The sequence below is a fragment of the Kitasatospora sp. NPDC041988 genome, from assembly GCF_055588525.1.
Map to the genome: position 1 here is coordinate 367214 of NZ_JBVJCO010000002.1, position 19843 is coordinate 387056.

Here is a 19843-nt window from a genome sequence, read left to right on the forward strand (position 1 = left end):
TGGTCACGCGAGGCCCCTCTCGGTCAGGAAGGCGTGCAGTTCGGCGGCGCTCTCGGCCACCTCGCGGCCCTGGGTCTGCAGCCGCAGCTCCGGGTCGGCGGGGGCCTCGTACGGGTCGTCGACGCCGGTCAGGCCGGAGAGTTCGCCGGCCGCCTGCTTGGCGTACAGCCCCTTGACGTCGCGCTCGGCGCAGAGCTCGACCGGGGTGGCGACGTGGATCTCCAGGAAGTCGGTGCCGTGGGCGGCGTGCCGCTCGCGGACCGCCGCGCGGGAGTCCGCGTAGGGGGCGATCACCGGGGCGAGCACCTTGACGCCGTTGGCGGCGAGCTTCTCGGCGACGAAGCCGATCCGGGTGACGTTGGTGTGCCGGTCCTCGCGGGTGAAGCCGAGCCCCTTGGAGAGGAACTCGCGGATCTCGTCGCCGTCCAGGACCTCGACCTTGTGGCCGTCGGCGCGCAGCCGCTCGGCCAGGGCGAAGGCGAGCGTGGTCTTGCCGGCGCTCGGCAGCCCGGTCAGCCACACGGTGGCGCCGCGCTCGCAGGGGGCGGCCGCGGGGGCCGCCTCTGCGGCTCCGTCGGCTGCCAGGGTGTCGGTGCTCACGGGTTGTCTCCAGACGGGTGTTGACGGTTGGTCAGAGGTGGATGCCGCACTCGGTCTTGCCGGAGCCGGACCAGCGGCCGGCCCGGGCGTCCTCGCCCTCGGCGGGCTTGCGGGTGCAGGAGAGCGGCGAGCAGCCGACCGACGTGTACCCCTCCCACAGCAGCGGGTTGAGCAGGACGCCGTTGGCGTTGACGTAGGCGTCCACGTCCTCCTGCGTCCAGCGGGCGATCGGGGCGATCTTGACCTTGCGGCGCTTCGGGTCCCAGGCGACCACCGGGGTGTCGGCCCTGGTCGGCGACTCGTCGCGGCGCAGTCCGGTGGCCCAGGCGTCGTAGCCGCCGAGGCCGCGGCCCAGCGGCTCGACCTTCCGCAGTGAGCAGCAGAGGTCCGGGTCGCGGTCGTGCAGGTGGGGCCCGTACTGGGCGTCCTGCTCGGCCACGGTCTGCAGCGGCTTGAGGGTGATGACGTTGACCGGCATCACCGCGGCCACCGCGTCCCGGGTGCCGATGGTCTCCGGGAAGTGGTAGCCGGTGTCCAGGAACACCACGTCCACGCCGGGGAAGACCGAGGAGGCGAGGTGGGCGACGACCGCGTCCTCCATGGAGGAGGTGACGCAGAACCGCTTGCCGAAGGTGTCGGCGGCCCACTTCAGGATCTCCTGCGGGGTCGCCTCCTCCAGCTCGCGACCGGCCTTGAGTGCCAGCTGCTCGTAGTCAGCCGTCGTGCTCGTCATTCCGCGGACCCCCCGCCGGTCGGACTCCCGTGAGTCGGTGACAGCAGCCCCAGGAACTTCAGCTGGAAGGCCCGGCGGCAGCCGTGGCATTCCCAGGCGCCGTGCCCGGCCTCGGACGGACGCAGGTCCTCGTCCCCGCAGTACGGGCAGAAGAACGGTGCGGCGCGTTCGGTCATGAGAGCTGCTCCTCGCTGGCCCGGGCCGCCCACTGGGCGAAGCGCTCGCCCTCGGCACGGTCGGCCTGGTACCGGGTCAGCACGCGCTCGACGTAGTCGGGCAGGCCGTCCTTGGTGACCTTGAGACCGCGGACCTTGCGGCCGAAGCCGGCCTCCAGCCCGAGCGCGCCGCCCAGGTGGACCTGGTAGCCCTCGACCTGCTCGCCGTTCTCGCCGGTCACCAGCTGGCCCTTGAGGCCGATGTCCGCGACCTGGATGCGGGCGCAGGCGTTCGGGCAGCCGTTGATGTTGATGGTCAGCGGCTCCTCGAAGTCGGGCAGGCGCTTCTCCAGCTCGTCGATGAGCGTGCGGCCGCGCTCCTTGGTCTCGACGATCGCGAGCTTGCAGTACTCGATGCCGGTGCAGGCCATGGTGCCGCGGCGGAAGGGCGACGGGGTGACCCGCAGGTCCAGCGCCTCCAGGCCGGCCACCAGGGACTCGATCCGGTCCTCGGCGATGTCGAGGACGAGCATCTTCTGCTCGGCGGTGGTGCGCAGCCGGTCGCTGCCGTGGGCGGCGGCGAGGTCGGCGATCTGCCCGAGCAGCTTGCCGTCGACCCGGCCGACCCGCGGCGCGAAGCCGACGTAGTACTTGCCGTCCTTCTGCCTGTGCACGCCGACGTGGTCGCGCCAGCGGCCGCTGGGCTCCTTCGGCGCGGGGCCGTCGACCAGCTGGTACTTGAGGTACTCGTCCTCCAGGACCTGGCGGAACTTCTCCACGCCCCAGTCGGCGACCAGGAACTTCAGCCGGGCGCGGTTGCGCAGCCGGCGGTAGCCGTAGTCGCGGAAGATGCCGATCACGCCGCCGTAGACGTCCGCGACCTCGTCCAGCGGGACCCACGCGCCCAGGCGGACGCCGAGCTTGGGGTTGGTGGAGAGGCCGCCGCCGACCCAGAGGTCGAAGCCGGGGCCGTGCTCGGGGTGGACGACGCCGACGAAGGCGATGTCGTTGATCTCGTGCGCGACGTCCAGCAGCGGGGAGCCGGAGACGGCGGACTTGAACTTGCGCGGCAGGTTGGAGAAGTCCTTGTTGCCGATGAAGCGGCGCTGGATCTCCTCGATGGCGGGGGTGCCGTCGATGATCTCGTCCTCGGCGATGCCGGCCACCGGGGAGCCGAGGATGACGCGGGGGGTGTCACCGCAGGCCTCGGTGGTGGAGAGGCCGACGGCCTCCAGCTTCTGCCAGATCGCCGGGACGTCCTCGATCCGGATCCAGTGGTACTGGACGTTCTGCCGGTCGGTCAGGTCGGCGGTGTTGCGGCCGTACAGCTCGGAGACCTCGGCGATCGCCTTGAGCTGGGCGACGGTCAGCCGGCCGCCGTCGATGCGGACCCGGAGCATGAAGTACTCGGCGTCCAGCTCGTGCGGGTCCAGGATCGCGGTCTTGCCGCCGTCGATGCCCTCCTTGCGCTGGGTGTACAGACCCCACCAGCGCATCCGGCCGCGCAGGTCGGCCGGGTCGATCGAGTCGAAGCCGCGGTGCGCGTAGATCGTCTCAATACGTGTCCGCACGTTGAGACCGTCGTCATCCTTCTTGAACTGCTCGTTGGCGTTCAGAGGAGTGAAGTGCCCCATGCCCCACTGGCCCTCACCGCGGTGGCGGGTCACCTTGCGCGGCGCGGCGGGACGGCGCGCGGCGGCGCTGTCGGCCGTGGGCTCGGCGGTCTCGGGAGTGGTGGCCATGGTGAAGTCCTTCGGGGCAGGTGGCTCTGACGCCGGGTGGGTCGCTGGACGTGCACGGCGGTACGGTGCTGCTGTGACCTGCTGGTTTATCAGGGCCGGGAGAGCAGTGGCCGGGGCCGGGCGGGCGCCTGCGCATCCGCTTCAGCGGGGATGGCGAGGGTGGTGGCGCCGGGTGCGGTGGGTGGCGGCGGGGTGGGGCTCAGATCACCGGACACATGGCGCTGGACACGCGAAGGAGATCGACGTGGAGTCGACCTACCAGGGTGGTTCCGGCGCTAGGCATGGCAAGAGATTCGCACGGAGCACGACGTGCGGTCCACTAACGTCCGTATTCTGGACGCAAAGGTTTCGTATGTCGAGATGCCTGGGCGTTCCCGCCGCTCCCCGGATCGGCGCCCGGTGACCGCTGTCCGACACGGAGATCAACGGACCGGTTCCGGCCCGATACCGTTAGCCCTGTGCAACCAGCAGGCGAAACGACGAGACCGAACCCCGAGCGGCCCTCCCGTCGTCGGGGCAGGGGCTCCCGGCGGGCGGCCAAGCAGGTCACCTGGCGCAGTACGGCCTGGGCCCTGGTCAAGGACACCACCAACACCTGTGTCGAGTACCGGGTCACCGGCCTCGCGGCCGAGGCGGCGTTCTTCACCCTGCTGTCCATCCCGCCGCTGCTGCTCTGCCTGGCCGGCACCCTCGGATACCTGGACGACTTCCTCGGCGCGGGCACGATCGACAAGCTGAAGCAGGACATCCTCACGGCCTCCGGGACGGTCCTCTCCGACTCGTCCATCAAGGAGGTCGTCGTCCCGCTGCTGGACGAGGTCTTCAACCACACCCGGCCGGACCTGGTCTCGATCGGCTTCCTGCTCTCGCTCTGGTCCGGCTCCCGGGCGCTCTACATCTTCATCGACACCATCACCGTCATGTACGGGCTCGACGGCAAGCGCGGCATCGTCAAGACCCGGCTGATGTCGCTCGGCCTCTACCTCGGTGCGCTGGTGATCGGCTCCCTGGTCCTGCCGCTGCTGCTGGCCGGGCCGGGGCTGGTGCAGAACGCCGTGCAGGACCTCGCGACCGTGGTCAACGCGCTCTACTGGCCGTTCGCGATCCTGCTGCTGATCGTCTCGCTCACCACGCTGTACCACCTGGCCGTGCCGGTCTCCACCCCGTGGCGCGAGGACATCCCCGGCGCCCTGGTGGCCCTGGTCGTCCTGGTCTTCTGCAGCGTCGGCCTCCGGCTGTACCTGGTCAGCTCGGTCGAGGGCCGGTCGGCGTACGGCTCGCTGGCCGCGCCGGTGGCCGTCCTGCTCTGGATCTTCGTGGTCGCGCTCGCGGTGCTGATCGGCGCCGCGATGAACGCCGCCATAGACCGCCGCTGGCCCACCCTGGAGACCGCCGACGCCCGCGCCGAGAACGAGCGCGCCCACGAGGAGGCGGCCGCCGCCGTGGTCCGCGAGGTGGCCGCCCGGCGCGCCGTCGAACGCGCCCGGCGGGCACGCGAGCTGGGCCTCGGCGAGGGCGCCGAGGAGGAGTACTGGGAGGAGGAGGCCGAGGACATCGACGTGCCCTCCGAGTACCCCGAACGCTGGGCCGACGTGCTCGCGGCCGACAACGTCCGGGCCCGGCTCACCACCCGCGGCGGCGGCCCGCACCACCGGCCGGCCCCGCCGCCCCCGGACAGCGACCGGCCGACCGCGCCGCCGCCCGACCACCCGCTGCCCAGCCACCCGCCCCGGCCGCCGTGGGACCAGCGCTGACCCCTCCCACCGGCCCTACCGGGCGGGCTCCAGCGCGGTCCGCCCGGCCGAGTCGCTCAGCTTCAGCAGCAGAGCGGTCATCAGCCAGTTCGCCAGCAGCGACGAGCCGCCGGCCGCCAGGAACGGCAGCGCCTTGCCGGTCAGCGGGATCAGCCCGCTGACCCCGCCCACCACCACGAACACCTGGAGCGCCAGCGCGGCCGACAGCCCGGTGGCCAGCAGTTTGCCGAAGGGGTCGGTCAGGCCGATCGCCGTCCGCAGCCCGCGCTGCACCAGCAGGCCGTAGAGCAGCAACATCGCCGTCACCCCGGTCAGGCCCAGCTCCTCGCCGATGGTGGTGAAGATGAAGTCGCTGCGCCCGGCGAAGCCGATCTCCCAGGAGTGGCCGAGGCCGAGCCCCGTCCCGGTCAGGCCGCCGGTGCCCAGGCTGAACAGCGCCTCGGCCGGTTGGGCCGAGATCAACGCCGGGTCGTGCTTGGGGAGGTAGTAGTCCAGCGGGTGCAGCCAGGCCTCCACCCGGCCGTGCACGTGCGGCTCCAGGGTGCCGACCGCGGCGGCGCCGCCGACCGCCATCAGCAGGCCGATCACCATCCAGCTCGTCCGCTCGGTCGCCGTGTAGAGCATCACCACGAAGACGCCGAAGAAGATCAGTGAGGTGCCGAGGTCGCGTTCGAAGACCAGGACCAGCAGGCTGGCCACCCAGATCGTCAGCACCGGCCCGGCGTGCCGGCCGCGGGGCAGGGTCAGCCCCCAGACCCGGCGGCCGGCCAGCGCCAGCACGTCCCGGTAGGTCATCAGGTAGCCGGCGAAGAAGATCGTGATGGCCACCTTCACGAACTCGTCCGGCTGGAAGGAGAGCCCGCCGAGCCGGATCCAGCGCTTCGCCCCGAAGGTGTCGCCGGGGAAGAAGGCGGGCGCGGCCAGCAGGATCAGCGCACCCGTCATCAGCAGGTAGACGTACCGCTGGAAGGCGCGGTGGTGGCGCACCGCCACGATCAGCACCACGGCCGCCACCACGGCGATCACCACCCAGGTGAGCTGGGACGGCGCGGTCGGGATCTTCTGCCAGTCGCCCTTGGCCGCGTGGGCGAGCCGGTAGGAGAAGTCCAGGCGGTCGAGCAGGACCAGGCCGAAGCCGGTCAGCAGCACCGCGAGCGGCAGGATCAGCGGGTCCGCGTACGGGGCGAAGCGGCGTACCGCCAGATGTGCGGCCAGCGTCAGCAGGCCCAGGCCGGTGCCGTGCGCCGTGAGGCCGGCCGGCAGGTGGCCCGTCAGGCCCAGGGCGGCGTCGGCGTGCCCGGCCAGGCAGACCAGGACCGCGAGCACGAGGAGGAAGAGCTCGATGTTGCGAAGGCGCGTGGCCCGGCGGCGGCCCTCGCCGCGTGCAGTGCTCGGCACCCCTGCGTCTCCCCGCTCGACCCCCGTGGGCGCGGTGCCGACGGCATACCGGTCCAGACGAGCCCCGGTGGTGCGGCGGTTGCGGTGCGGGTGCGCGTGCGGGTGCGTCGGCGATGGGGGCGCGGTCGAGGTTCGGTGCTGGTGAGGACAGGACTTGACCTCGGCAATACCTTTGCCGGGCCCAGGCAAAGCCTTGTCCGGACCGAGGTATAGAGACGCCCCCTGACGCCGGTGATCCACCCCCGCCCGGCCATCATGGCCGGGCGCCGTCCACTCCGCCCGGACGACGGCGAGGCGGCGACGGCGCGGCACGGACGGGGTGAGCGGACGGATGGACGGCTCGGCGCAGGCGACCGGCTACCACGGACCGCCGCCCTGGCAGTGGGCCGACCTGGCCACCTCGTGGACGGCCGAGCCGCTGGTGCTCACGCTCGCCGTGCTGCTCGGCGGCTGGTACCTGTACGCCGCGCGGACCGTCGGCCGGGCCGGGCGGGAACGCTGGCAGCCGACCAGGACCGCCGCCTTCCTCGGCGGGCTGACGCTCTGGGTCTGGGCCACCTGCTCCGGCCTCGGCGTGTACGAGCGGGTGCTGTTCACCGACCGGGCGGTGCAGGTCGTGCTGCTGCTGATGCTGGTCCCGCTGCTGCTCGCACTCGGCGCGCCGGTCTCGCTGCTGGCCCGCTCCTCACCGCCGGACCGCCGGGAGCGGATGCTGCGGGTGCTGCGCAGCCGACCGTCCAAGGTGCTGATGTTCCCGGCCGTGTCGACCGCCCTGCTGCTGGCCCCGCCGTGGCTGCTCTACTGCACCCCCTGGTACGAGGAGTCGCTGACCAGTCCGGTGGGGAACGCCGTACTGCACCTCGCGCTGGTCGCGCTCGGGCTGGCGTACTTCTGGCCGCGGCTGCAGATCGACCCGGTCGGGCACGAGTACCCGCACCTCGTCGGCCTGTTCATCACCTTCGCCGAGGTGATCTTCGACGCGGCGCTCGGCATCCTGCTGATCTACGGGGGTCATCTCGTCGCCGGGCACTACTACGAGGCGCTCGGCCGGCCCTGGGGTCCGAGCCCGGCGCAGGACCAGACCTGGGGCGGCAACGCGCTCTGGGTGCTCGGGGACCTGGTCGGGCTGCCGTTCCTGGCCGCCCTGGTCCGCCGCATGATCGTGCAGGGGCGGGAGGAGACCGCCGCCGTGGACGCCGAGCTGGACGCCCGCTTCGAGGCGGCGGCCGCCGAGGCGCGGGCGACGGGCGCGCCGGAGGAGGACGAGCAGGGCATGCGGCCGTGGTGGCTGGACGACCCCGGCCTGCGGCACCGGTACGGCGGGTCGTCGTCCTGACGCCCGTTGCGGAAGGCTGTGGGCGGGCCGCCCGCTCCACCGCCCCGGCCGCGGAACCGCAGGTCAAAAACCGGTTGGCAGGGGCGGCGGCGCTCGTTACGGTGTGATCAGTCCGATCGGGGGCCGCGCTCGTGCCGGCCCGAGGAGAAACAGGAGGTGAGCCTCGTGGCTGTTGCTGTCGTCACGGCTGCCCTGAGCAGCGCTCGCACACACCACCTCTCCCTCCCGGCCGCCGGCTGACACCGCCGCACTCGCGCGCGCAGCCGTAGCCCGGCGGGATCACTTTCCTCCCGAAGGGCCCACTGCGTTGTTCAACGCTGCCTCTGTTTCCTCCTCTTCTTCTCTCCTCACCTCCTCCGAGACCTCGGACTCCGCGCTGGCCGGCTTCGGCTGGACGCCCGAGTCCGCGGAGCGCTTCGCCCCGCTCGCCGAGGCCGGGCTGACGCCCGCCCGGATCGTCCGCGTCGACCGGGGCCAGTGCGACGTCGTCCTGGCCGACCCGGAGACGGGCGAACTGCGCACCGTCCGGGCCGACACCCGGCCGGTCGGCGACGCCGACATGATCAACTGCCCGTGCACCGGCGACTGGGCGGCCGTCGACCTCGCGGCCGAGCCGATGCCGGCCGTCGCCGCGTTGCTGCCGCGCTCCACCGCGATCATCCGCAAGGTGGCCGGCAAGCGCTCCGACGGTCAGGTGCTGGCCGCCAACGTCGACACCGTCGTGATCGCCGCCTCGCTCGCCGCCGAGCCCGACCTCGGCCGGATCGAGCGCTTCCTCGCCCTGGCCTGGGAGTCCGGCGCCGAGCCGGTCGTCGTCCTCACCAAGGCCGACCTGGTGGACGACGCCGACTTCATCCGCGCCGACGTCGAGTCCATCGCCCCCGGCGTCACCGTGCTGGTGGTCAGCGCCGAGACCGGCGAGGGGGTGGACGTGCTGCGCGCCTGCACGCCCGGCACCACCGCCGTGATCGGCCAGTCCGGCGTCGGCAAGTCCACCCTGACCAACGTGCTGGCCGGCGCCGACGTGATGGCCGTCCAGCAGGCCCGCGCGGTCGACCAGAAGGGCCGCCACACCACGACCACCCGGGAGCTGATCCCGCTGCCGGGCGGCGGGGTGCTGATCGACACCCCCGGCCTGCGTGAGGTCGGCCTCTACGGCGGCGAGGGCGTGGCGATGGCCTTCTCCGACATCGAGGAGCTGGCCGAGGACTGCCGCTTCCACGACTGCGGCCACCACACCGAGCCCGGCTGCGCCGTCCGGGCCGCGCTGGCGGACGGCACGCTTCCGCAGCGCCGGATGGACAGCTACCTCAAGCTCCAGCGCGAGAGCGAGTGGATCGCCTCCCGCTCGGACGCCCGGCTGGCCACGGCCCGGCTGAAGAAGTGGAAGACCATGACCAAGTCGCTGCGCGCCACGGGAGGCCCCGTGAAGAAGTGACCGTCACGGCGGCCGGGCCCCCTCCGGCCCGGCCGCCGGGTGTGCCCCTGTTGTCCGGCCCGCTCGATAGCCTGAATTCATGGACGAGATCGACGGGGTGGAGATCATCGCTTTCGCGGATGCCGAGGCGTTCGAGAGCTGGCTCGGCGAGCACCACACCCGCCGGGAGGGCGTGTGGATCAAGCTGGCCAAGAAGAAGACCGGCATCCCGACGGTCACCAGCGACGAACTGGTCGACCTCGGGCTCTGCTACGGCTGGATCTCCGGGCAGCGCAAACCGCTCGACGCGCAGTACTACCTGCAGAAGTACGTGCCGCGCCGCCCCAGGAGCCTCTGGTCGCAGGTGAACGTCGAGAAGGTGGCGGAGCTGACGGCGGCCGGGCGGATGCGCGAACCCGGGCTGGCCGAGGTACGCCGTGCCCAGGGGGACGGGCGTTGGGCGGCGGCCTACGAGTCGCAGAGGACGGCGACGGCGCCGCCCGACCTCGCGGCGGCGCTCGACGCCGACCCCGCGGCGGGCAAGGCGTTCGAGGCGCTCGACCGGACGGGGCGGTACCAGCTGATCCTGCCGCTGCTCCAGGCGCTCACGCCGCAGGCCCGGCAGGCGCGGCTCGACAAGGCGCTGCGCACCCTGGCGGGCGGCGACCGGCCGGCGTGACCGGACGTGGCCCGGTGTGGCCCGGTGTGGTCCGACGTGACCGGGCGTGCCCCGGTCTGGATCCGGCGGGTCAGCGCAGGTCGGCCACCAGGCGGAAGCGCTCCAGGACGACGGGTGTGGAGTCGTCCACGGTGAAGCCCGGGGCCCCGAGAGCGGCGCGCATCTGCTCGCTGTGCCAGAACCGCTCATGGACGGAGCGCCACTCGGCCACTGTGGTGTAGCCCTCGCCCTCGTCCAGGGCGTGCTGGAGGTCGACCTCGGCGAGCGGCACGACCCGGACGTCGGTCGTCTCCGTCACCGCGACCGGGCGGCCGTCCGAGTCGATCACCGCCGAGTGCCCGCCCACCTGCGGCAGCGGGTCGCCCGCGTGCTCGTAGTCGGCGAGCAGACCGGTGGTGCTGGTCTTGGCGCCGCTCAGGACGGCGGCGACCAGCTGGTCGCGCAGCGGCCCGGGGAAGGCGAACTCCCCGACCGGGAGCGCGGTGACCCGCGGATCGTCCGGGCCGGTGTACGGCTGCTCGCTCATGGGGGCTCCTGCTCCTGTCGGGACGGGCGGTCGGTGGTCGGGCGCCGGTCAGCGTAGCCGTCGGCCGGGCGAGGACGCGCGTGGTTTTCCGGTGCGGCCGGCCTCCGGGCCGGCCCGGGCACGGCCCCCGACGCCCATGTCCGATATCCGCCAGTCGGCCGGCCGCCGGTGCCGCAGACTGGACTGCGTGATCGACGACGACATCCGGTACCGAGCCGTGGACAGCCGCGACGCCCGCTTCGACGGCGTCTTCTTCACGGCCGTCACCTCGACCGGCATCTACTGCCGACCGAGCTGCCCCGCCGTGACCCCCAAACGCGCCAACTGCACCTTCTACCCCAGCGCCGCCGCCGCCCAGGGCGCCGGGTTCCGCGCCTGCCGCCGCTGCCGCCCCGACTCGGTGCCCGGCTCGCCGGAGTGGAACCACCGCGCCGACCTGGTCGGCCGGGCCATGCGGCTGATCGGCGACGGCGTGGTCGACCGCGAGGGCGTCGCCGGCCTCGCCCACCGCCTCGGCTACAGCGCCCGTCAGCTCCAGCGCCAGGTCACCGCCGAGCTCGGCGCCGGGCCGATCGCCCTGGCCCGGGCCCGCCGCGCCCAGACCGCCAGGCTGCTGCTCCAGACCACCGAACTGCCGGTCACCGAGATCGCCTTCGCGTCCGGCTTCGCCTCCGTCCGGCAGTTCAACGACACCGTCCGCGAGGTCTACGACCGCACCCCCAGCGGGCTGCGCGCCGAGGTCACCGCCGGCCGCCGGACCGCCACGCCGGCCGGCGGCCTCACCCTGCGCCTCGCCTACCGCGGCGCGCTCGACAGCGACCACCTGATCGACTTCCTCGCCCTGCGCGCCGTCCCCGGCGTGGAGGAGGTCGCCCCCGGCGCGCGCCCCGGCGTCCGCACCTACCGCCGCACCCTCGCCCTCCCGTACGGGCACGGCATCGCCGAGGTCGACGGCCTCGCGCCCGAGGACCCGCGCACGCGCGGCTGGCTGGACTGCCGGCTCTTCCTCACCGACCTGCGCGACCTGCCGACCGCCGTCCAGCGGCTGCGGATCCTCTTCGACCTCGACGCCGACCCGGACACGGTGGACGAGCAGCTCGGCGCCGACCCGGTCCTCGGCACGCTGGTCCGGTCCCGCCCCGGCCTGCGCTCACCCGGCCACGTCGACCCCCACGAGCTGGCCGTCCGCGCCGTGCTGGGACAGCAGGTCACCGTCGGCGCCGCCCGCACCCTGGCCGGCCGGCTCGCCGAGAAGTACGGCACCGCACTGCCCGAGCCCAGCGGCGGACTGCGGCTGCTCTTCCCCACCGCCGCCGCCCTCGCCGTGGCCGATCCCGAGGACTTCGCGATGCCCGCCGCCCGCCGCCGGGCGCTCACCGGCCTCTGCGCCGCCCTGGCCGAAGGCGTCGTCCGGCTCGACGGCGGCGTCGACCGGGAGGACGCGGCCGCCCAACTGCTCGCCCTGCCCGGCATCGGCCCCTGGACCGTCGGCTACCTGCGGATGCGGGCCCTCGCCGACCCGGACGTCTTCCTGCCCACCGACGTCGGCATCCGCCACGGCCTCACCCGGCTCGGCGCCCCCGGCGACCCGAAGTCCGCCGCCCGCGCGGCCGAGGCCTGGGCACCCTGGCGCTCCTACGCCGTCCACCGGCTCTGGGCGGGCGCCGCGAACGACCACAGCACCGGAACGGGAACGGAGAAGCAGGACGCATGAGCAAGACCGTCTTCACCTACATGGAGAGCCCGTTCGGCCGGCTGATGCTCAGCGGCGTCCTGCCGGAGGAGGGCGGTCCGGCCGCCCTGGCCACCGTCACCGCCCCCGGCCAGAAGTACGCGCTCGCCGAACCCGCGGACGACTGGGTCCACGATCCGGACGCCCTCGCCGAGCCGGTCGCCCAGCTCACCGCCTACTTCGCCGGTGAGCGCACCACCTTCGACCTCCCGCTCGCCCCCGTCGGCACCGAGTTCCGCCGGCAGGTCTGGGCCGCCCTCGACGAGATCCCCTACGGCGAGACGGTCACCTACGGTCAGCTGGCCGACCTCGCGGGCGCCTCCCCGAAGGCCGTCCGCGCCGTCGGTGGCGCGGTCGGCGCCAACCCCCTGCTCATCGTCCGCCCCTGCCACCGCGTCCTCGGCGCCAACGGCGCCCTCACCGGCTTCGCCGCCGGCACGGACCGGAAGCGGTGGCTGCTGGACCTGGAGAGCGGGACGCTGTTCTGAGGCGAAGCGGACCAGTGAAGTGGATCAATCGCCGAGGTCGTCCGGCAGGAGCCGGAAGGCCTCGTGATTGGTAAGCGGCCGGATGGCGCGGAACTGCCTCCGGTCGACGGTCGGCACGTCGTCGGTCCGGAACTCGGCGGCGAGCACGACGCTGATCGCGCCCGTCAGGCCGATGTTCAGGTCGGGCAACCCAATGTGCCGCCGCGCAGTTCATCGGGTGGACGGCGGCTATTCGGCCTTCGCCCGCAGGGCGAGGTCGACGTCGGTCCAGGGGTCGAGGCGGATGCGCGCGAGGTCCATCCCGGGACGGTAGCGTCGGCCGCCGCCCGGGGCACCCGGATTATTCGGGGGCGGCCGGCTGGGCGAGGGCGCGAGCGAGGTTGTCGAGGGCGGGGAGTGCCTGCATGACGGCCTCGCGGTCGGCGGGGGACAGGGTGTGGAGGGCGGTCGCGATGCGGCGTTCGTGGGCGTGCTGCCAGTCGTCGAGCTGGCGCCGGCCGGCCGGGGTGAGGGCGATGCGGGCGGTGCGGCGGTCGCCGGGGTCGGCCTGGCGGTCGACGAAGCCTGCTTCCAGGAGCTTGCCGACCAGGCCGCTGACGGTGTTGGGGGCGAGTCGCTGGCGGGCGGCCAGTTCGCCGACCCGGAGCGGGGCGGCGGCGAGCGTCTGGAGGAGTTCGACCTGCGCCATCGGCAGGGACTCCCACGGGTAGTCGGTGCGGATGCTGCTGCGCAGGGCGCGGCGCAACCGGGTGACCACGTCGGTGAGCCGCCGGGCGCGTTCGATCGCCGTGGGTGCGAGGTCCGGACGTCCGGCGGCCTCGCGCTGGGCTTCGGCGGCGGGGTCGGGAACGGGCGGTGACGGCGACATGGCGGACAGCGTATCGCCTGGTGGTGACCGTACCGGCGTTCCGATCGCATGCCGATCGGCTCGAAGAGAGAACATATCTGCATCCGATATATTTCGCCGTATGAACGCCACCGCCCTCGCCGCCCGACTGCTCACCGAGCACCCCCGGCCGCGCGGCATCGCCCGGTGGCGGCACGCCCACTGGCTGGCCGTCGGCACCGTCTGCCTCGGGGCGTTCCTCGGGCAGCTGACCGCCAGCGTCACCGCCCTCGTCTTCCCCGCGCTCGGCAGCCACTTCGGGGCCGGCTTCGCGGCCGTCGAATGGGTCGCGCTGGCCTACCTGCTGGTACTGGTGGCCCTGCTCGCGCCGATCGGGTGGCTCTCCGACCTCGTCGGCCGCAAGACCATGTACCTCGGTGGCTTCGCCGTCTTCGCGCTGGCCTCGCTCGGCGCCGGCCTGGCCGGCGGCCTCTGGGTGCTGGTGGCCTGCCGGGCGGTGCAGGCGGTCGGCGGCGCGATGATGCAGGCCAACAGCGTCGCCCTGGTGGCGCGCGGCGTCCCCGAGCACGCGATGCGGCGGGCGCTGGGCGTCCAGGCGGCCGCGCAGGGGCTCGGCCTGGCACTCGGTCCGAGCCTTGGCGGGCTGCTGGTGGAGCACGCCTCCTGGCGCTGGGTGTTCTGGATCAACGTGCCGATCGGGGTGCTGGGGATCCTGGCCGGCTGGTTCCTGCTGCCCCGGACCCGCACCGAGGGCACACCGGCGAAGAAGGAGGACGAGGGCACGAGGAAGGGGGACGAGGGCCGCTTCGACCTGCCCGGCCTGCTCCTGCTCACCGGCGCCACCACCGCGCTGCTGCTCGCCCTCTCCACCGCCTCCGGCCTGCCGCTGCCCGGCTGGGCGGTCGGCGCGCTGCTGCTCGCCTCGGCGGTGCTCGCGCTCGGCCTCGTCCGCCAGGAGCGGCGGGCGAGCCGGCCGCTCCTGGCGCCGGGGCTCGTCAACACCCCCGGGGTGCGGCCCGGGCTCGTGGTCGCGCTGATCGGCTACCTGCTGCTGTTCTGCCCGTTGGTGCTGGGCCCGGTGCTGCTCACCGGGGCGGGTGTCCCGGTGGCCCGGGCGGGCCTGGTGATCACGCTGCTCCCGGCCGCGTTCGCACTCGCGGCGACGGTCGGCGGCGGTCTGCTGCCACGGGGCTGGTCGGACGTCGCCCGCTGCCGGGCCGGCGCGGCCGTCGCGGGCGCCGGGCTGCTGCTGTTCGCGTTGACGCCGGCGGGCGGTCCGTCCCCGGCCGGCCCGCTGCTGCTCGCCGCCCCCCTGGTGATCGCCGGCTGCGGGCTGGGCCTGCTGCTGCCCGCCAACAACGCGCTGGTGATGCGGGCGATCCCGGCGGAGTGCTCGGCGGTCGGCGGCGGGATGGTGAACATGGCCCGCAGCCTCGGCACGGCCCTCGGGACCGCGCTGCCCGTCCTCGGTGTCCACCTGGCGGGCGCCGCGTCCGGCGGCCGGGCGGTGCTGTTCGGGCTCGCCGCCGTCGCCGTCCTGGCGGTGGCGCTGGTCCGGCCGACCCGCGTGCGCAGGCCCGCCCCCGCCCGCACCCCGACCGGCGCCTGACGGCCGGACCCCGACCGGCGCCTGACGGCCGGACCCCGACCGGCGCCTGACGGCCGGACCGCGAGAAGGGCCGGGGTGCGGCGGACGGTTTGACCGTGCGCCGCACCCCGGCCCGTTGGGCGCGGAACGTCAGGCGGGCACGCCGGGGGCGGCGCCGCGCTCCGTGAGCATGTCGGTGATCAGTTGGATCTCCGACGTCTGCCCGACCACCATCGACTGGGCGAGCCGCTTCTCGCTCTCGTTCTTGGCCAGGTCGACATAGCCCTGGGCCATCCCCACCCCGCCCTTGTGGTGCTCCAGCATCAGCTGCAGGTAGTACACCTCGGCCTCGCGCCCGCTGAGCGAACGCAGCTTGGCGAGCTGGGCGTTGGTGGCCATGCCGGGCATCAGCGAGCCGTCGTGCGCCTCGTAGGTGTGCTTCATGTTCATCCACGCCATCGGCTTGGCCGGCGAGTGCTGCGGGAGCCCCCACTGGTCGAGCCAGCCCATCATCATCCCGCGCTGGTTGGCCTGGGTGTTGATGATGTCGAAGGCGAGGGTGCGGACCGGCTCGTCGCCCGTCCGGTCCCGGACGATGAACGACAGGTCGACGGCCTGCTGGTGGTGGGTCGCCATGTCGCGGGCGAACCCAGCCTCGGGCGAGTCGCCCGCCGGGGCCGTCAGCGAGGACGAGCCGGAGGCGGACGTCCCGCTCGCCACCAGCGCGGGCACCCCGAGGGCGAGGGCGAGCGCGGCGGCCAGCGCGGCCGGCCACCAGAGCCGCCGGCGGGAGGTGCCGGGGGCCTCGTCCGCGTCCTCGGGTGTCACCGCGTCCGTGGTCACATCGCCCCCATGGTGCAGGACGCGCCCGGCTCCTGGGTCTGCTTGCCCTGCACGTACTTGGTGAAGAACTCGCTCACCCGCGGGTCGTTGGCGTTGTCCACGATCAGCTGGGTGCTCCACGCGTTCAGCGTGATGGTGCCCTGCTCGTCCGGGTACGGGCTCATCAGCGAGTACGGGGTGGCCTTCACCTTGTCGGAGAGCGTCTTGATGTCGTCCGGCGTGGCCTTGCCGTTGTACGTCACCCAGACCGCGCCGTGCTCCAGCGAGTGGACGGCGCGCTCGTTCTCGACCGGCTGGTCGTAGACGTGGCCCATGCAGTCCAGCCAGATCGCGTTGTGGTCGCCGCCGACCGGCGGGGTCATCGGGTAGGTGACCTTCTCCTTGACGTGGTTGCGGCTCAGGTCGCCGAAGGTCTTCACACCGTCGATCGGCGCGTTGGCGGCGACCTCCTTGGCCTTCTTGTCGTTGTTGGCGTCGACCACGATCCAGGTGCTGGTGGCTATCGCGGCGATCACCAGCACACCGGCGACCACGGAGGCGAGGATCTTGTTGCGGCGGTCGCGGCGTTGCTCGACGGCGCGCTGCTCGGCGATCCAGGCGCGGCGGTCTGCCGTGCCGCGCTTGCCGCCGGGCTTGTTGGACTGCTTGGAGGCGGAACCCATGTGGTGTCCTTGTCCCCGCCGCACGCTGAGGGCGCGGCGGTCTGAAGTGGGGGGTGGAGGGGCGGATCCGTCGGTGCCGTCCGTCCTGCTGTCCGCTCGGACGGGCAGGGGGGCGGCCGGCGGTGGGTTCCGCTCAGGACCGGTGGACTTGGAGCTCGTGCAGGTCGGGTGCCGGGTGCGAACCGTCCAGCAGCCCCCGCGGCACCACCCGGGGCAGCGCCTCCGGCGTGTCCGGGCGGGGCGCCACGGCTGGCTGGGGCTGCGGCGGCGGGTTGGGGAGCTGGGCGTCCTGGCCGCAGTACGGGTGGCCGGAGCAGCCGTTGTCGCGGTGCGGCGGCTGGCCGTCGGCCGAGCACCACGTCCAGTGCCGGGGCCCGTCCACGTGGCGGGACGGGTGTGCCGCGTCCGCCGGCTTCGGCACCGCCGGCGCCTCGGCGGACGGGCCTGCGAGCGGGCCGGCGAGGGTGGTGATCGTCGTGGCCGCGGGCGGGTCGGGCCGGTCGGCCGAGACCGCCTGGGCCTGGCCCGCGCACGGCAGCGCCGTCAGCAGTCCGACCAGCAGCAGGACCCACAGCACACCCACCGGGCGACCCGCGACTGCGGCCCTCCCCGGTCGGGACGATCTGGGGGCCGACGCGGTCATGCGCACATTTAATCAGCCGAACGAGTGAAGCGATGCCCCTCCTCGGCCCTCATTTTCGGCGCCCGAAGGGGTCGAACACCCCGTAAACGCCCTGCTCGGGGCAGTTCCGGCAAGCACGGACGGAACGGAAGCGGAATACCGGGCGAACCCGGTGATCGGGATCATCCGATCAGTGCACGGTATGTCGCCGAAACCCGGACAGCGTCGTTGCTCTTGGAGACAATGACGTCGAGTCCGGCCCCGCCGGGGGCGGCGCGCACACGGACCGACCAGGAGCCGCCAGATGAACAAAAAGGGTGCACCCGCACAGCAGCACCGGCCGGACGACGGCTGGTGGGACACGGTCTACGAAGGGCCGGCGGGCACCCTCCCCGACACCCCGGACGCGCAACCGGGGGAGGGCAGCGTCGACGACTGGTTCGAGACGGCGGCCGGGCTGATCGGGCGGCAGCGGACGGAGGAACCGGCGGACCAATCGGCGGCCGAGGCGGCGGACGAACCGGTGGCCGAGGCCGTGGCCGAACCTGCGGACGCGGGTGCGGACGCGCTCGCGGCGCAGGCGGTCGCGGAGGAGGCGGTGCTGGAGCGGGACAGCATCGACGACTGGTTCGACACCGCGATCGGGGTGATCGGGCAGCAACGCGACCCGGAGGAGACACACCGGTTCCCGGCCCCGCCCTGGGCGGCGGAGGCGGAGGCGGAGGCGGAGATGGCGGCGGCGGAGGCCGAGGCCGAACCCGAGCCGGCCCCCGTACTGGAGAAGACACCCGAACCCGCACCCGAAGCCGTGCCCGAGCCGGAACCGGCCCCCGCGCCGGAGCCCGACCCCGAGCCGGCCGTCGCACTGGCGCCGGAGCCGGAGCCCGTCGCGTCTGAACCCCGGCCCGAGCCGGAGCCCGCCCCCGCCCCCGCCCCCGCCCCCGCGCCCCGCCCCGCCCCCCGGTCGGTGCTCGCCGGTGCCGGGCCCGCCGCGCCGCACGTCGGCGAGCGCCCGCCCACGTACGGGCCCGAGCCGACCGCCGTGCCCGAGGCGGATCCGGGCGCGCTCGGCGCCGTCGTGCCGGACACCGTGCTGGAGGGCGCCCAGTACGGCGCCGCCACCCTGCGGGCCGTCTCCGTCCGCGGCGACTCCGCCCGCTACCGCGGCGAGCCCCGCCGAGACACGCTGCTGGTGACCAGGTTCGGCGAGGCCCCCGACGGGCTGCTGCTCGCCGCGATCGGCGGCTTCGACCGCACCGGCGCGGACGGCGAGGTGGCCCCCGAGGCCGTCGCCACCGCCACCGCCGAGGCCGTCCGCCAGCTCGCCACCGCGATCGGCCGCAGCCGGACCGGGCTCGCCGCCGATCTGCGCGACGGCGCCCGCGACCGCCTCCGGTACGGCCTCCAGCGCCTCGCCACCAGCGCGGCCGCCCCGCTCCGTGCTCTCGCCCCCGAAGCCGAGGGCGACGACGGCGCGCAGTCCCCGGCCGCGCTGCACTGCCTGCTGCTCCCGCTCGACCCGGAGGCCTCGTACCGGGCGGCCTTCGGGGTCGGTCCGGGCGGGCTCTACCTGCTGCGCTCCGGCCACTGGATCGACGCGTACGCCGCACGGCTGCTGCACCACCCGGACGGCCAGCCGCCGGTGCCGGACGCCCCGGTGCCGGACCCGCGGCCGTTCCGCTTCCGGATGGTCCCGGCCACACCGGGCGACATCCTGCTGCTCTGCACCCCCGGCCTGGCCCGCCCGATCGCCGACGAGCCGGCCGTCGCCCACTTCCTCTCCTCCCACTGGGCCCACCCCCACCCCCCGGGCACCGTCGACTTCCTCCGCCAGGTGCAGGTCCGTGCCAAGGGCTACGCCGACGACCGCACGGCCGCCGCCCTCTGGACGGAGTGAGAGGCGGGGAGTGACCCGGCCGGGCGCCACCCGCCGCCCGGCCGGGTCAGCTGCCGGCGCCCAGCAGGGTGCCGCAGGCCGACTCGGCGAGCTGCAGCGCGCGGGGTCGCCGGGCGCCGGGGAGGCCGAGGGCGAGCGGGACGGCGAGGCCGTCGAGGAGGGCGCGGATCTGGGCGGCGCGGTCGGGGGCGGTGCCGGGGGTGAAGTGGCCGGTGGCGGCGCCCTCTTCGAGGAGGGCGACGAGGTCGGCGTCCCACGGGGCCTCGATCTCCAGCTGTCCCTGCCGGAGCTCCTCGCTGGCGGGGGAGCGGCCCCACACCTCGACCCAGAGGATCCAGCGCGGGTCGCCGGGGCCTTCGGGGAGGTAGAGCCGGGTGTAGGCGGCGAGCCGGTCCCAGACGTCCCGGGTGCCGTCGGTCAGGGCGTCGTGGCGGCGGGCGCCGAGCTGGTCCTCGCTCCAGCGCAGCGTCTCCAGCAGCAGCTGGTCCTTGCTGCCGAAGTAGTAGAGCAGGTGCCCGGCGCTCATCTGGAGCTGCTTGCCGAGGCCGGCCATGGTGAGTTTGGCGAGCCCGTGTTCGGCGATCGAGGCCCGCGCGGTGGCGAAGACCTCCTCGCGGGGGCGCGCCGGGCGGCGCGGGCGGGCGTCCGCCATCTGCTGCTCTCCTCTGTGTCCGGGGACCTCACGATACTGACCAGGCCGGGAACGGCGCGGGGGGGGGGGGGGGGGGGGGGGGGGTGGGCGGGGGGGGGGGGGGGGGGGGGGGGGGGGGGCGGATAGGACCGTCGTGATGTCGTGGTGGGGTGGGGGTGTGGTCGACATCTCT

The 19843-nt window shown here is 74.0% G+C and carries 21 protein-coding genes; 8 read left to right on the forward strand and 13 right to left on the reverse strand.

The genetic code is table 11. From position 1 onward, the window contains the following. Positions 1 to 3 precede the first annotated feature (3 nt). The 5 genes from cysC to ACZ6NC_RS04610 all read right to left on the reverse strand — a co-directional run bounded on the left by cysC (position 4) and on the right by ACZ6NC_RS04610 (position 3513). The gene (gene cysC, locus ACZ6NC_RS04590; RefSeq protein ID WP_465728969.1) at positions 4 to 585 is read right to left on the reverse strand and encodes an adenylyl-sulfate kinase; all 582 of its coding nucleotides are present in this window, start codon (positions 583 to 585) and stop codon (positions 4 to 6) included. Between the two features lie 46 nt (positions 586 to 631). After that, positions 632 to 1333, reverse strand: coding sequence for a phosphoadenylyl-sulfate reductase (locus ACZ6NC_RS04595; RefSeq protein ID WP_465728902.1), 702 nt, complete (start codon positions 1331 to 1333; stop codon positions 632 to 634). Beyond that, positions 1330 to 1509: a hypothetical protein gene (locus tag ACZ6NC_RS04600; RefSeq protein ID WP_465728904.1), complete on the reverse strand. Its 180-nt coding sequence runs from the start codon at positions 1507 to 1509 to the stop codon at positions 1330 to 1332. The genes ACZ6NC_RS04595 and ACZ6NC_RS04600 overlap by 4 nt, the downstream gene beginning before the upstream one ends. Next, positions 1506 to 3230, reverse strand: coding sequence for a nitrite/sulfite reductase (locus tag ACZ6NC_RS04605; RefSeq protein ID WP_465728906.1), 1725 nt, complete (start codon positions 3228 to 3230; stop codon positions 1506 to 1508). The genes ACZ6NC_RS04600 and ACZ6NC_RS04605 overlap by 4 nt, the downstream gene beginning before the upstream one ends. A gap of 199 nt (positions 3231 to 3429) precedes the next feature. Further along, complete coding sequence (locus ACZ6NC_RS04610; protein ID WP_353963037.1) at positions 3430 to 3513, reverse strand: putative leader peptide; 84 nt, start codon at positions 3511 to 3513, stop codon at positions 3430 to 3432. 175 nt (positions 3514 to 3688) lie between these two features. On the opposite strand from ACZ6NC_RS04610, the gene ACZ6NC_RS04615 reads away from it, so the two are divergent. After that, on the forward strand, positions 3689 to 4984 hold the full coding sequence (locus tag ACZ6NC_RS04615; RefSeq protein WP_465728908.1) for a YihY/virulence factor BrkB family protein: 1296 nt from the start codon (positions 3689 to 3691) through the stop codon (positions 4982 to 4984). 15 nt (positions 4985 to 4999) lie between these two features. Here ACZ6NC_RS04615 and ACZ6NC_RS04620 read toward each other — a convergent pair whose 3' ends face one another. Then, a complete protein-coding gene (locus tag ACZ6NC_RS04620) occupies positions 5000 to 6382 on the reverse strand; it encodes an FtsW/RodA/SpoVE family cell cycle protein (RefSeq protein ID WP_465728910.1) in 1383 nt (460 codons plus the stop codon). 331 nt (positions 6383 to 6713) lie between these two features. Between ACZ6NC_RS04620 and ACZ6NC_RS04625 the strand changes: the two genes are divergently transcribed. From ACZ6NC_RS04625 to ACZ6NC_RS04635, 3 genes are all read left to right on the forward strand, one after another. After that, complete coding sequence (locus ACZ6NC_RS04625; protein ID WP_465728912.1) at positions 6714 to 7718, forward strand: cytochrome c oxidase assembly protein; 1005 nt, start codon at positions 6714 to 6716, stop codon at positions 7716 to 7718. 307 nt (positions 7719 to 8025) lie between these two features. Further along, positions 8026 to 9156, forward strand: coding sequence for a ribosome small subunit-dependent GTPase A (gene rsgA, locus ACZ6NC_RS04630; RefSeq protein WP_465728914.1), 1131 nt, complete (start codon positions 8026 to 8028; stop codon positions 9154 to 9156). A 79-nt stretch (positions 9157 to 9235) separates the two neighbouring features. Continuing rightward, positions 9236 to 9814 carry a YdeI/OmpD-associated family protein gene (locus ACZ6NC_RS04635; protein WP_465728916.1) on the forward strand — a complete coding sequence of 193 codons (579 nt, stop codon included), beginning with the start codon at positions 9236 to 9238 and terminating at the stop codon, positions 9812 to 9814. Between the two features lie 70 nt (positions 9815 to 9884). On the opposite strand, the gene ACZ6NC_RS04640 is transcribed toward ACZ6NC_RS04635, so the two are convergent. Further along, a complete protein-coding gene (locus ACZ6NC_RS04640; RefSeq protein WP_465728918.1) occupies positions 9885 to 10340 on the reverse strand; it encodes an ASCH domain-containing protein in 456 nt (151 codons plus the stop codon). A 136-nt stretch (positions 10341 to 10476) separates the two neighbouring features. Between ACZ6NC_RS04640 and ACZ6NC_RS04645 the strand changes: the two genes are divergently transcribed. Further along, positions 10477 to 12054 carry a DNA-3-methyladenine glycosylase 2 family protein gene (locus ACZ6NC_RS04645; protein WP_465728920.1) on the forward strand — a complete coding sequence of 526 codons (1578 nt, stop codon included), beginning with the start codon at positions 10477 to 10479 and terminating at the stop codon, positions 12052 to 12054. After that, entirely contained in the window at positions 12051 to 12560 is a 510-nt protein-coding gene (locus tag ACZ6NC_RS04650) for a methylated-DNA--[protein]-cysteine S-methyltransferase (protein ID WP_465728922.1), read from the forward strand. Before ACZ6NC_RS04645 ends, ACZ6NC_RS04650 begins: the two co-directional genes overlap by 4 nt. A gap of 24 nt (positions 12561 to 12584) precedes the next feature. Here ACZ6NC_RS04650 and ACZ6NC_RS04655 read toward each other — a convergent pair whose 3' ends face one another. Both ACZ6NC_RS04655 and ACZ6NC_RS04660 read right to left on the reverse strand, forming a co-directional pair. Continuing rightward, a complete protein-coding gene (locus tag ACZ6NC_RS04655; RefSeq protein WP_465728924.1) occupies positions 12585 to 12749 on the reverse strand; it encodes a hypothetical protein in 165 nt (54 codons plus the stop codon). Between the two features lie 151 nt (positions 12750 to 12900). After that, the gene (locus ACZ6NC_RS04660; RefSeq protein WP_465728926.1) at positions 12901 to 13428 is read right to left on the reverse strand and encodes a MarR family winged helix-turn-helix transcriptional regulator; all 528 of its coding nucleotides are present in this window, start codon (positions 13426 to 13428) and stop codon (positions 12901 to 12903) included. A gap of 100 nt (positions 13429 to 13528) precedes the next feature. On the opposite strand from ACZ6NC_RS04660, the gene ACZ6NC_RS04665 reads away from it, so the two are divergent. Continuing rightward, positions 13529 to 15016, forward strand: coding sequence for an MFS transporter (locus ACZ6NC_RS04665; RefSeq protein ID WP_465728928.1), 1488 nt, complete (start codon positions 13529 to 13531; stop codon positions 15014 to 15016). Between the two features lie 129 nt (positions 15017 to 15145). On the opposite strand, the gene ACZ6NC_RS04670 is transcribed toward ACZ6NC_RS04665, so the two are convergent. The 3 genes from ACZ6NC_RS04670 to ACZ6NC_RS04680 all read right to left on the reverse strand — a co-directional run bounded on the left by ACZ6NC_RS04670 (position 15146) and on the right by ACZ6NC_RS04680 (position 17083). Further along, the gene (locus tag ACZ6NC_RS04670) at positions 15146 to 15838 is read right to left on the reverse strand and encodes a DUF305 domain-containing protein (RefSeq protein WP_465728930.1); all 693 of its coding nucleotides are present in this window, start codon (positions 15836 to 15838) and stop codon (positions 15146 to 15148) included. Then, a complete protein-coding gene (locus ACZ6NC_RS04675) occupies positions 15835 to 16500 on the reverse strand; it encodes a DUF3105 domain-containing protein (protein WP_465728932.1) in 666 nt (221 codons plus the stop codon). The genes ACZ6NC_RS04670 and ACZ6NC_RS04675 overlap by 4 nt, the downstream gene beginning before the upstream one ends. Before the next feature lie 133 nt (positions 16501 to 16633). Next, positions 16634 to 17083, reverse strand: coding sequence for a hypothetical protein (locus ACZ6NC_RS04680; protein WP_465728934.1), 450 nt, complete (start codon positions 17081 to 17083; stop codon positions 16634 to 16636). Positions 17084 to 17426: 343 nt separating this feature from the next. Here ACZ6NC_RS04680 and ACZ6NC_RS04685 point away from each other — a divergent pair, with 343 nt between their 5' ends. Continuing rightward, on the forward strand, positions 17427 to 19019 hold the full coding sequence (locus ACZ6NC_RS04685; protein WP_465728936.1) for a protein phosphatase 2C domain-containing protein: 1593 nt from the start codon (positions 17427 to 17429) through the stop codon (positions 19017 to 19019). A gap of 46 nt (positions 19020 to 19065) precedes the next feature. Here the strand turns inward: ACZ6NC_RS04685 and ACZ6NC_RS04690 are convergent, their stop codons facing one another. Then, the gene (locus tag ACZ6NC_RS04690; protein WP_465728938.1) at positions 19066 to 19671 is read right to left on the reverse strand and encodes a TetR/AcrR family transcriptional regulator; all 606 of its coding nucleotides are present in this window, start codon (positions 19669 to 19671) and stop codon (positions 19066 to 19068) included. Between the last annotated feature and the right edge of the window lie 172 nt (positions 19672 to 19843).

Excerpts from the sequence above, each read along its gene's own strand:
- ACZ6NC_RS04595 (WP_465728902.1), bottom strand. The coding sequence starts at position 1,333 with ATGACGAGCACGACGGCTGACTACGAGCAGCTGGCACTCAAGGCCGGT.
- ACZ6NC_RS04600 (WP_465728904.1), bottom strand. The coding sequence starts at position 1,509 with ATGACCGAACGCGCCGCACCGTTCTTCTGCCCGTACTGCGGGGACGAG.
- ACZ6NC_RS04605 (WP_465728906.1), bottom strand. The coding sequence starts at position 3,230 with ATGGCCACCACTCCCGAGACCGCCGAGCCCACGGCCGACAGCGCCGCC.
- ACZ6NC_RS04610 (WP_353963037.1), bottom strand. The coding sequence starts at position 3,513 with ATGCCTAGCGCCGGAACCACCCTGGTAGGTCGACTCCACGTCGATCTC.
- ACZ6NC_RS04625 (WP_465728912.1), top strand. The coding sequence starts at position 6,714 with ATGGACGGCTCGGCGCAGGCGACCGGCTACCACGGACCGCCGCCCTGG.
- ACZ6NC_RS04635 (WP_465728916.1), top strand. The coding sequence starts at position 9,236 with ATGGACGAGATCGACGGGGTGGAGATCATCGCTTTCGCGGATGCCGAG.
- ACZ6NC_RS04640 (WP_465728918.1), bottom strand. The coding sequence starts at position 10,340 with ATGAGCGAGCAGCCGTACACCGGCCCGGACGATCCGCGGGTCACCGCG.
- ACZ6NC_RS04645 (WP_465728920.1), top strand. The coding sequence starts at position 10,477 with ATGTCCGATATCCGCCAGTCGGCCGGCCGCCGGTGCCGCAGACTGGAC.
- ACZ6NC_RS04650 (WP_465728922.1), top strand. The coding sequence starts at position 12,051 with ATGAGCAAGACCGTCTTCACCTACATGGAGAGCCCGTTCGGCCGGCTG.
- ACZ6NC_RS04660 (WP_465728926.1), bottom strand. The coding sequence starts at position 13,428 with ATGTCGCCGTCACCGCCCGTTCCCGACCCCGCCGCCGAAGCCCAGCGC.
- ACZ6NC_RS04665 (WP_465728928.1), top strand. The coding sequence starts at position 13,529 with ATGAACGCCACCGCCCTCGCCGCCCGACTGCTCACCGAGCACCCCCGG.
- ACZ6NC_RS04675 (WP_465728932.1), bottom strand. The coding sequence starts at position 16,500 with ATGGGTTCCGCCTCCAAGCAGTCCAACAAGCCCGGCGGCAAGCGCGGC.
- ACZ6NC_RS04685 (WP_465728936.1), top strand. The coding sequence starts at position 17,427 with ATGAACAAAAAGGGTGCACCCGCACAGCAGCACCGGCCGGACGACGGC.
- ACZ6NC_RS04690 (WP_465728938.1), bottom strand. The coding sequence starts at position 19,671 with ATGGCGGACGCCCGCCCGCGCCGCCCGGCGCGCCCCCGCGAGGAGGTC.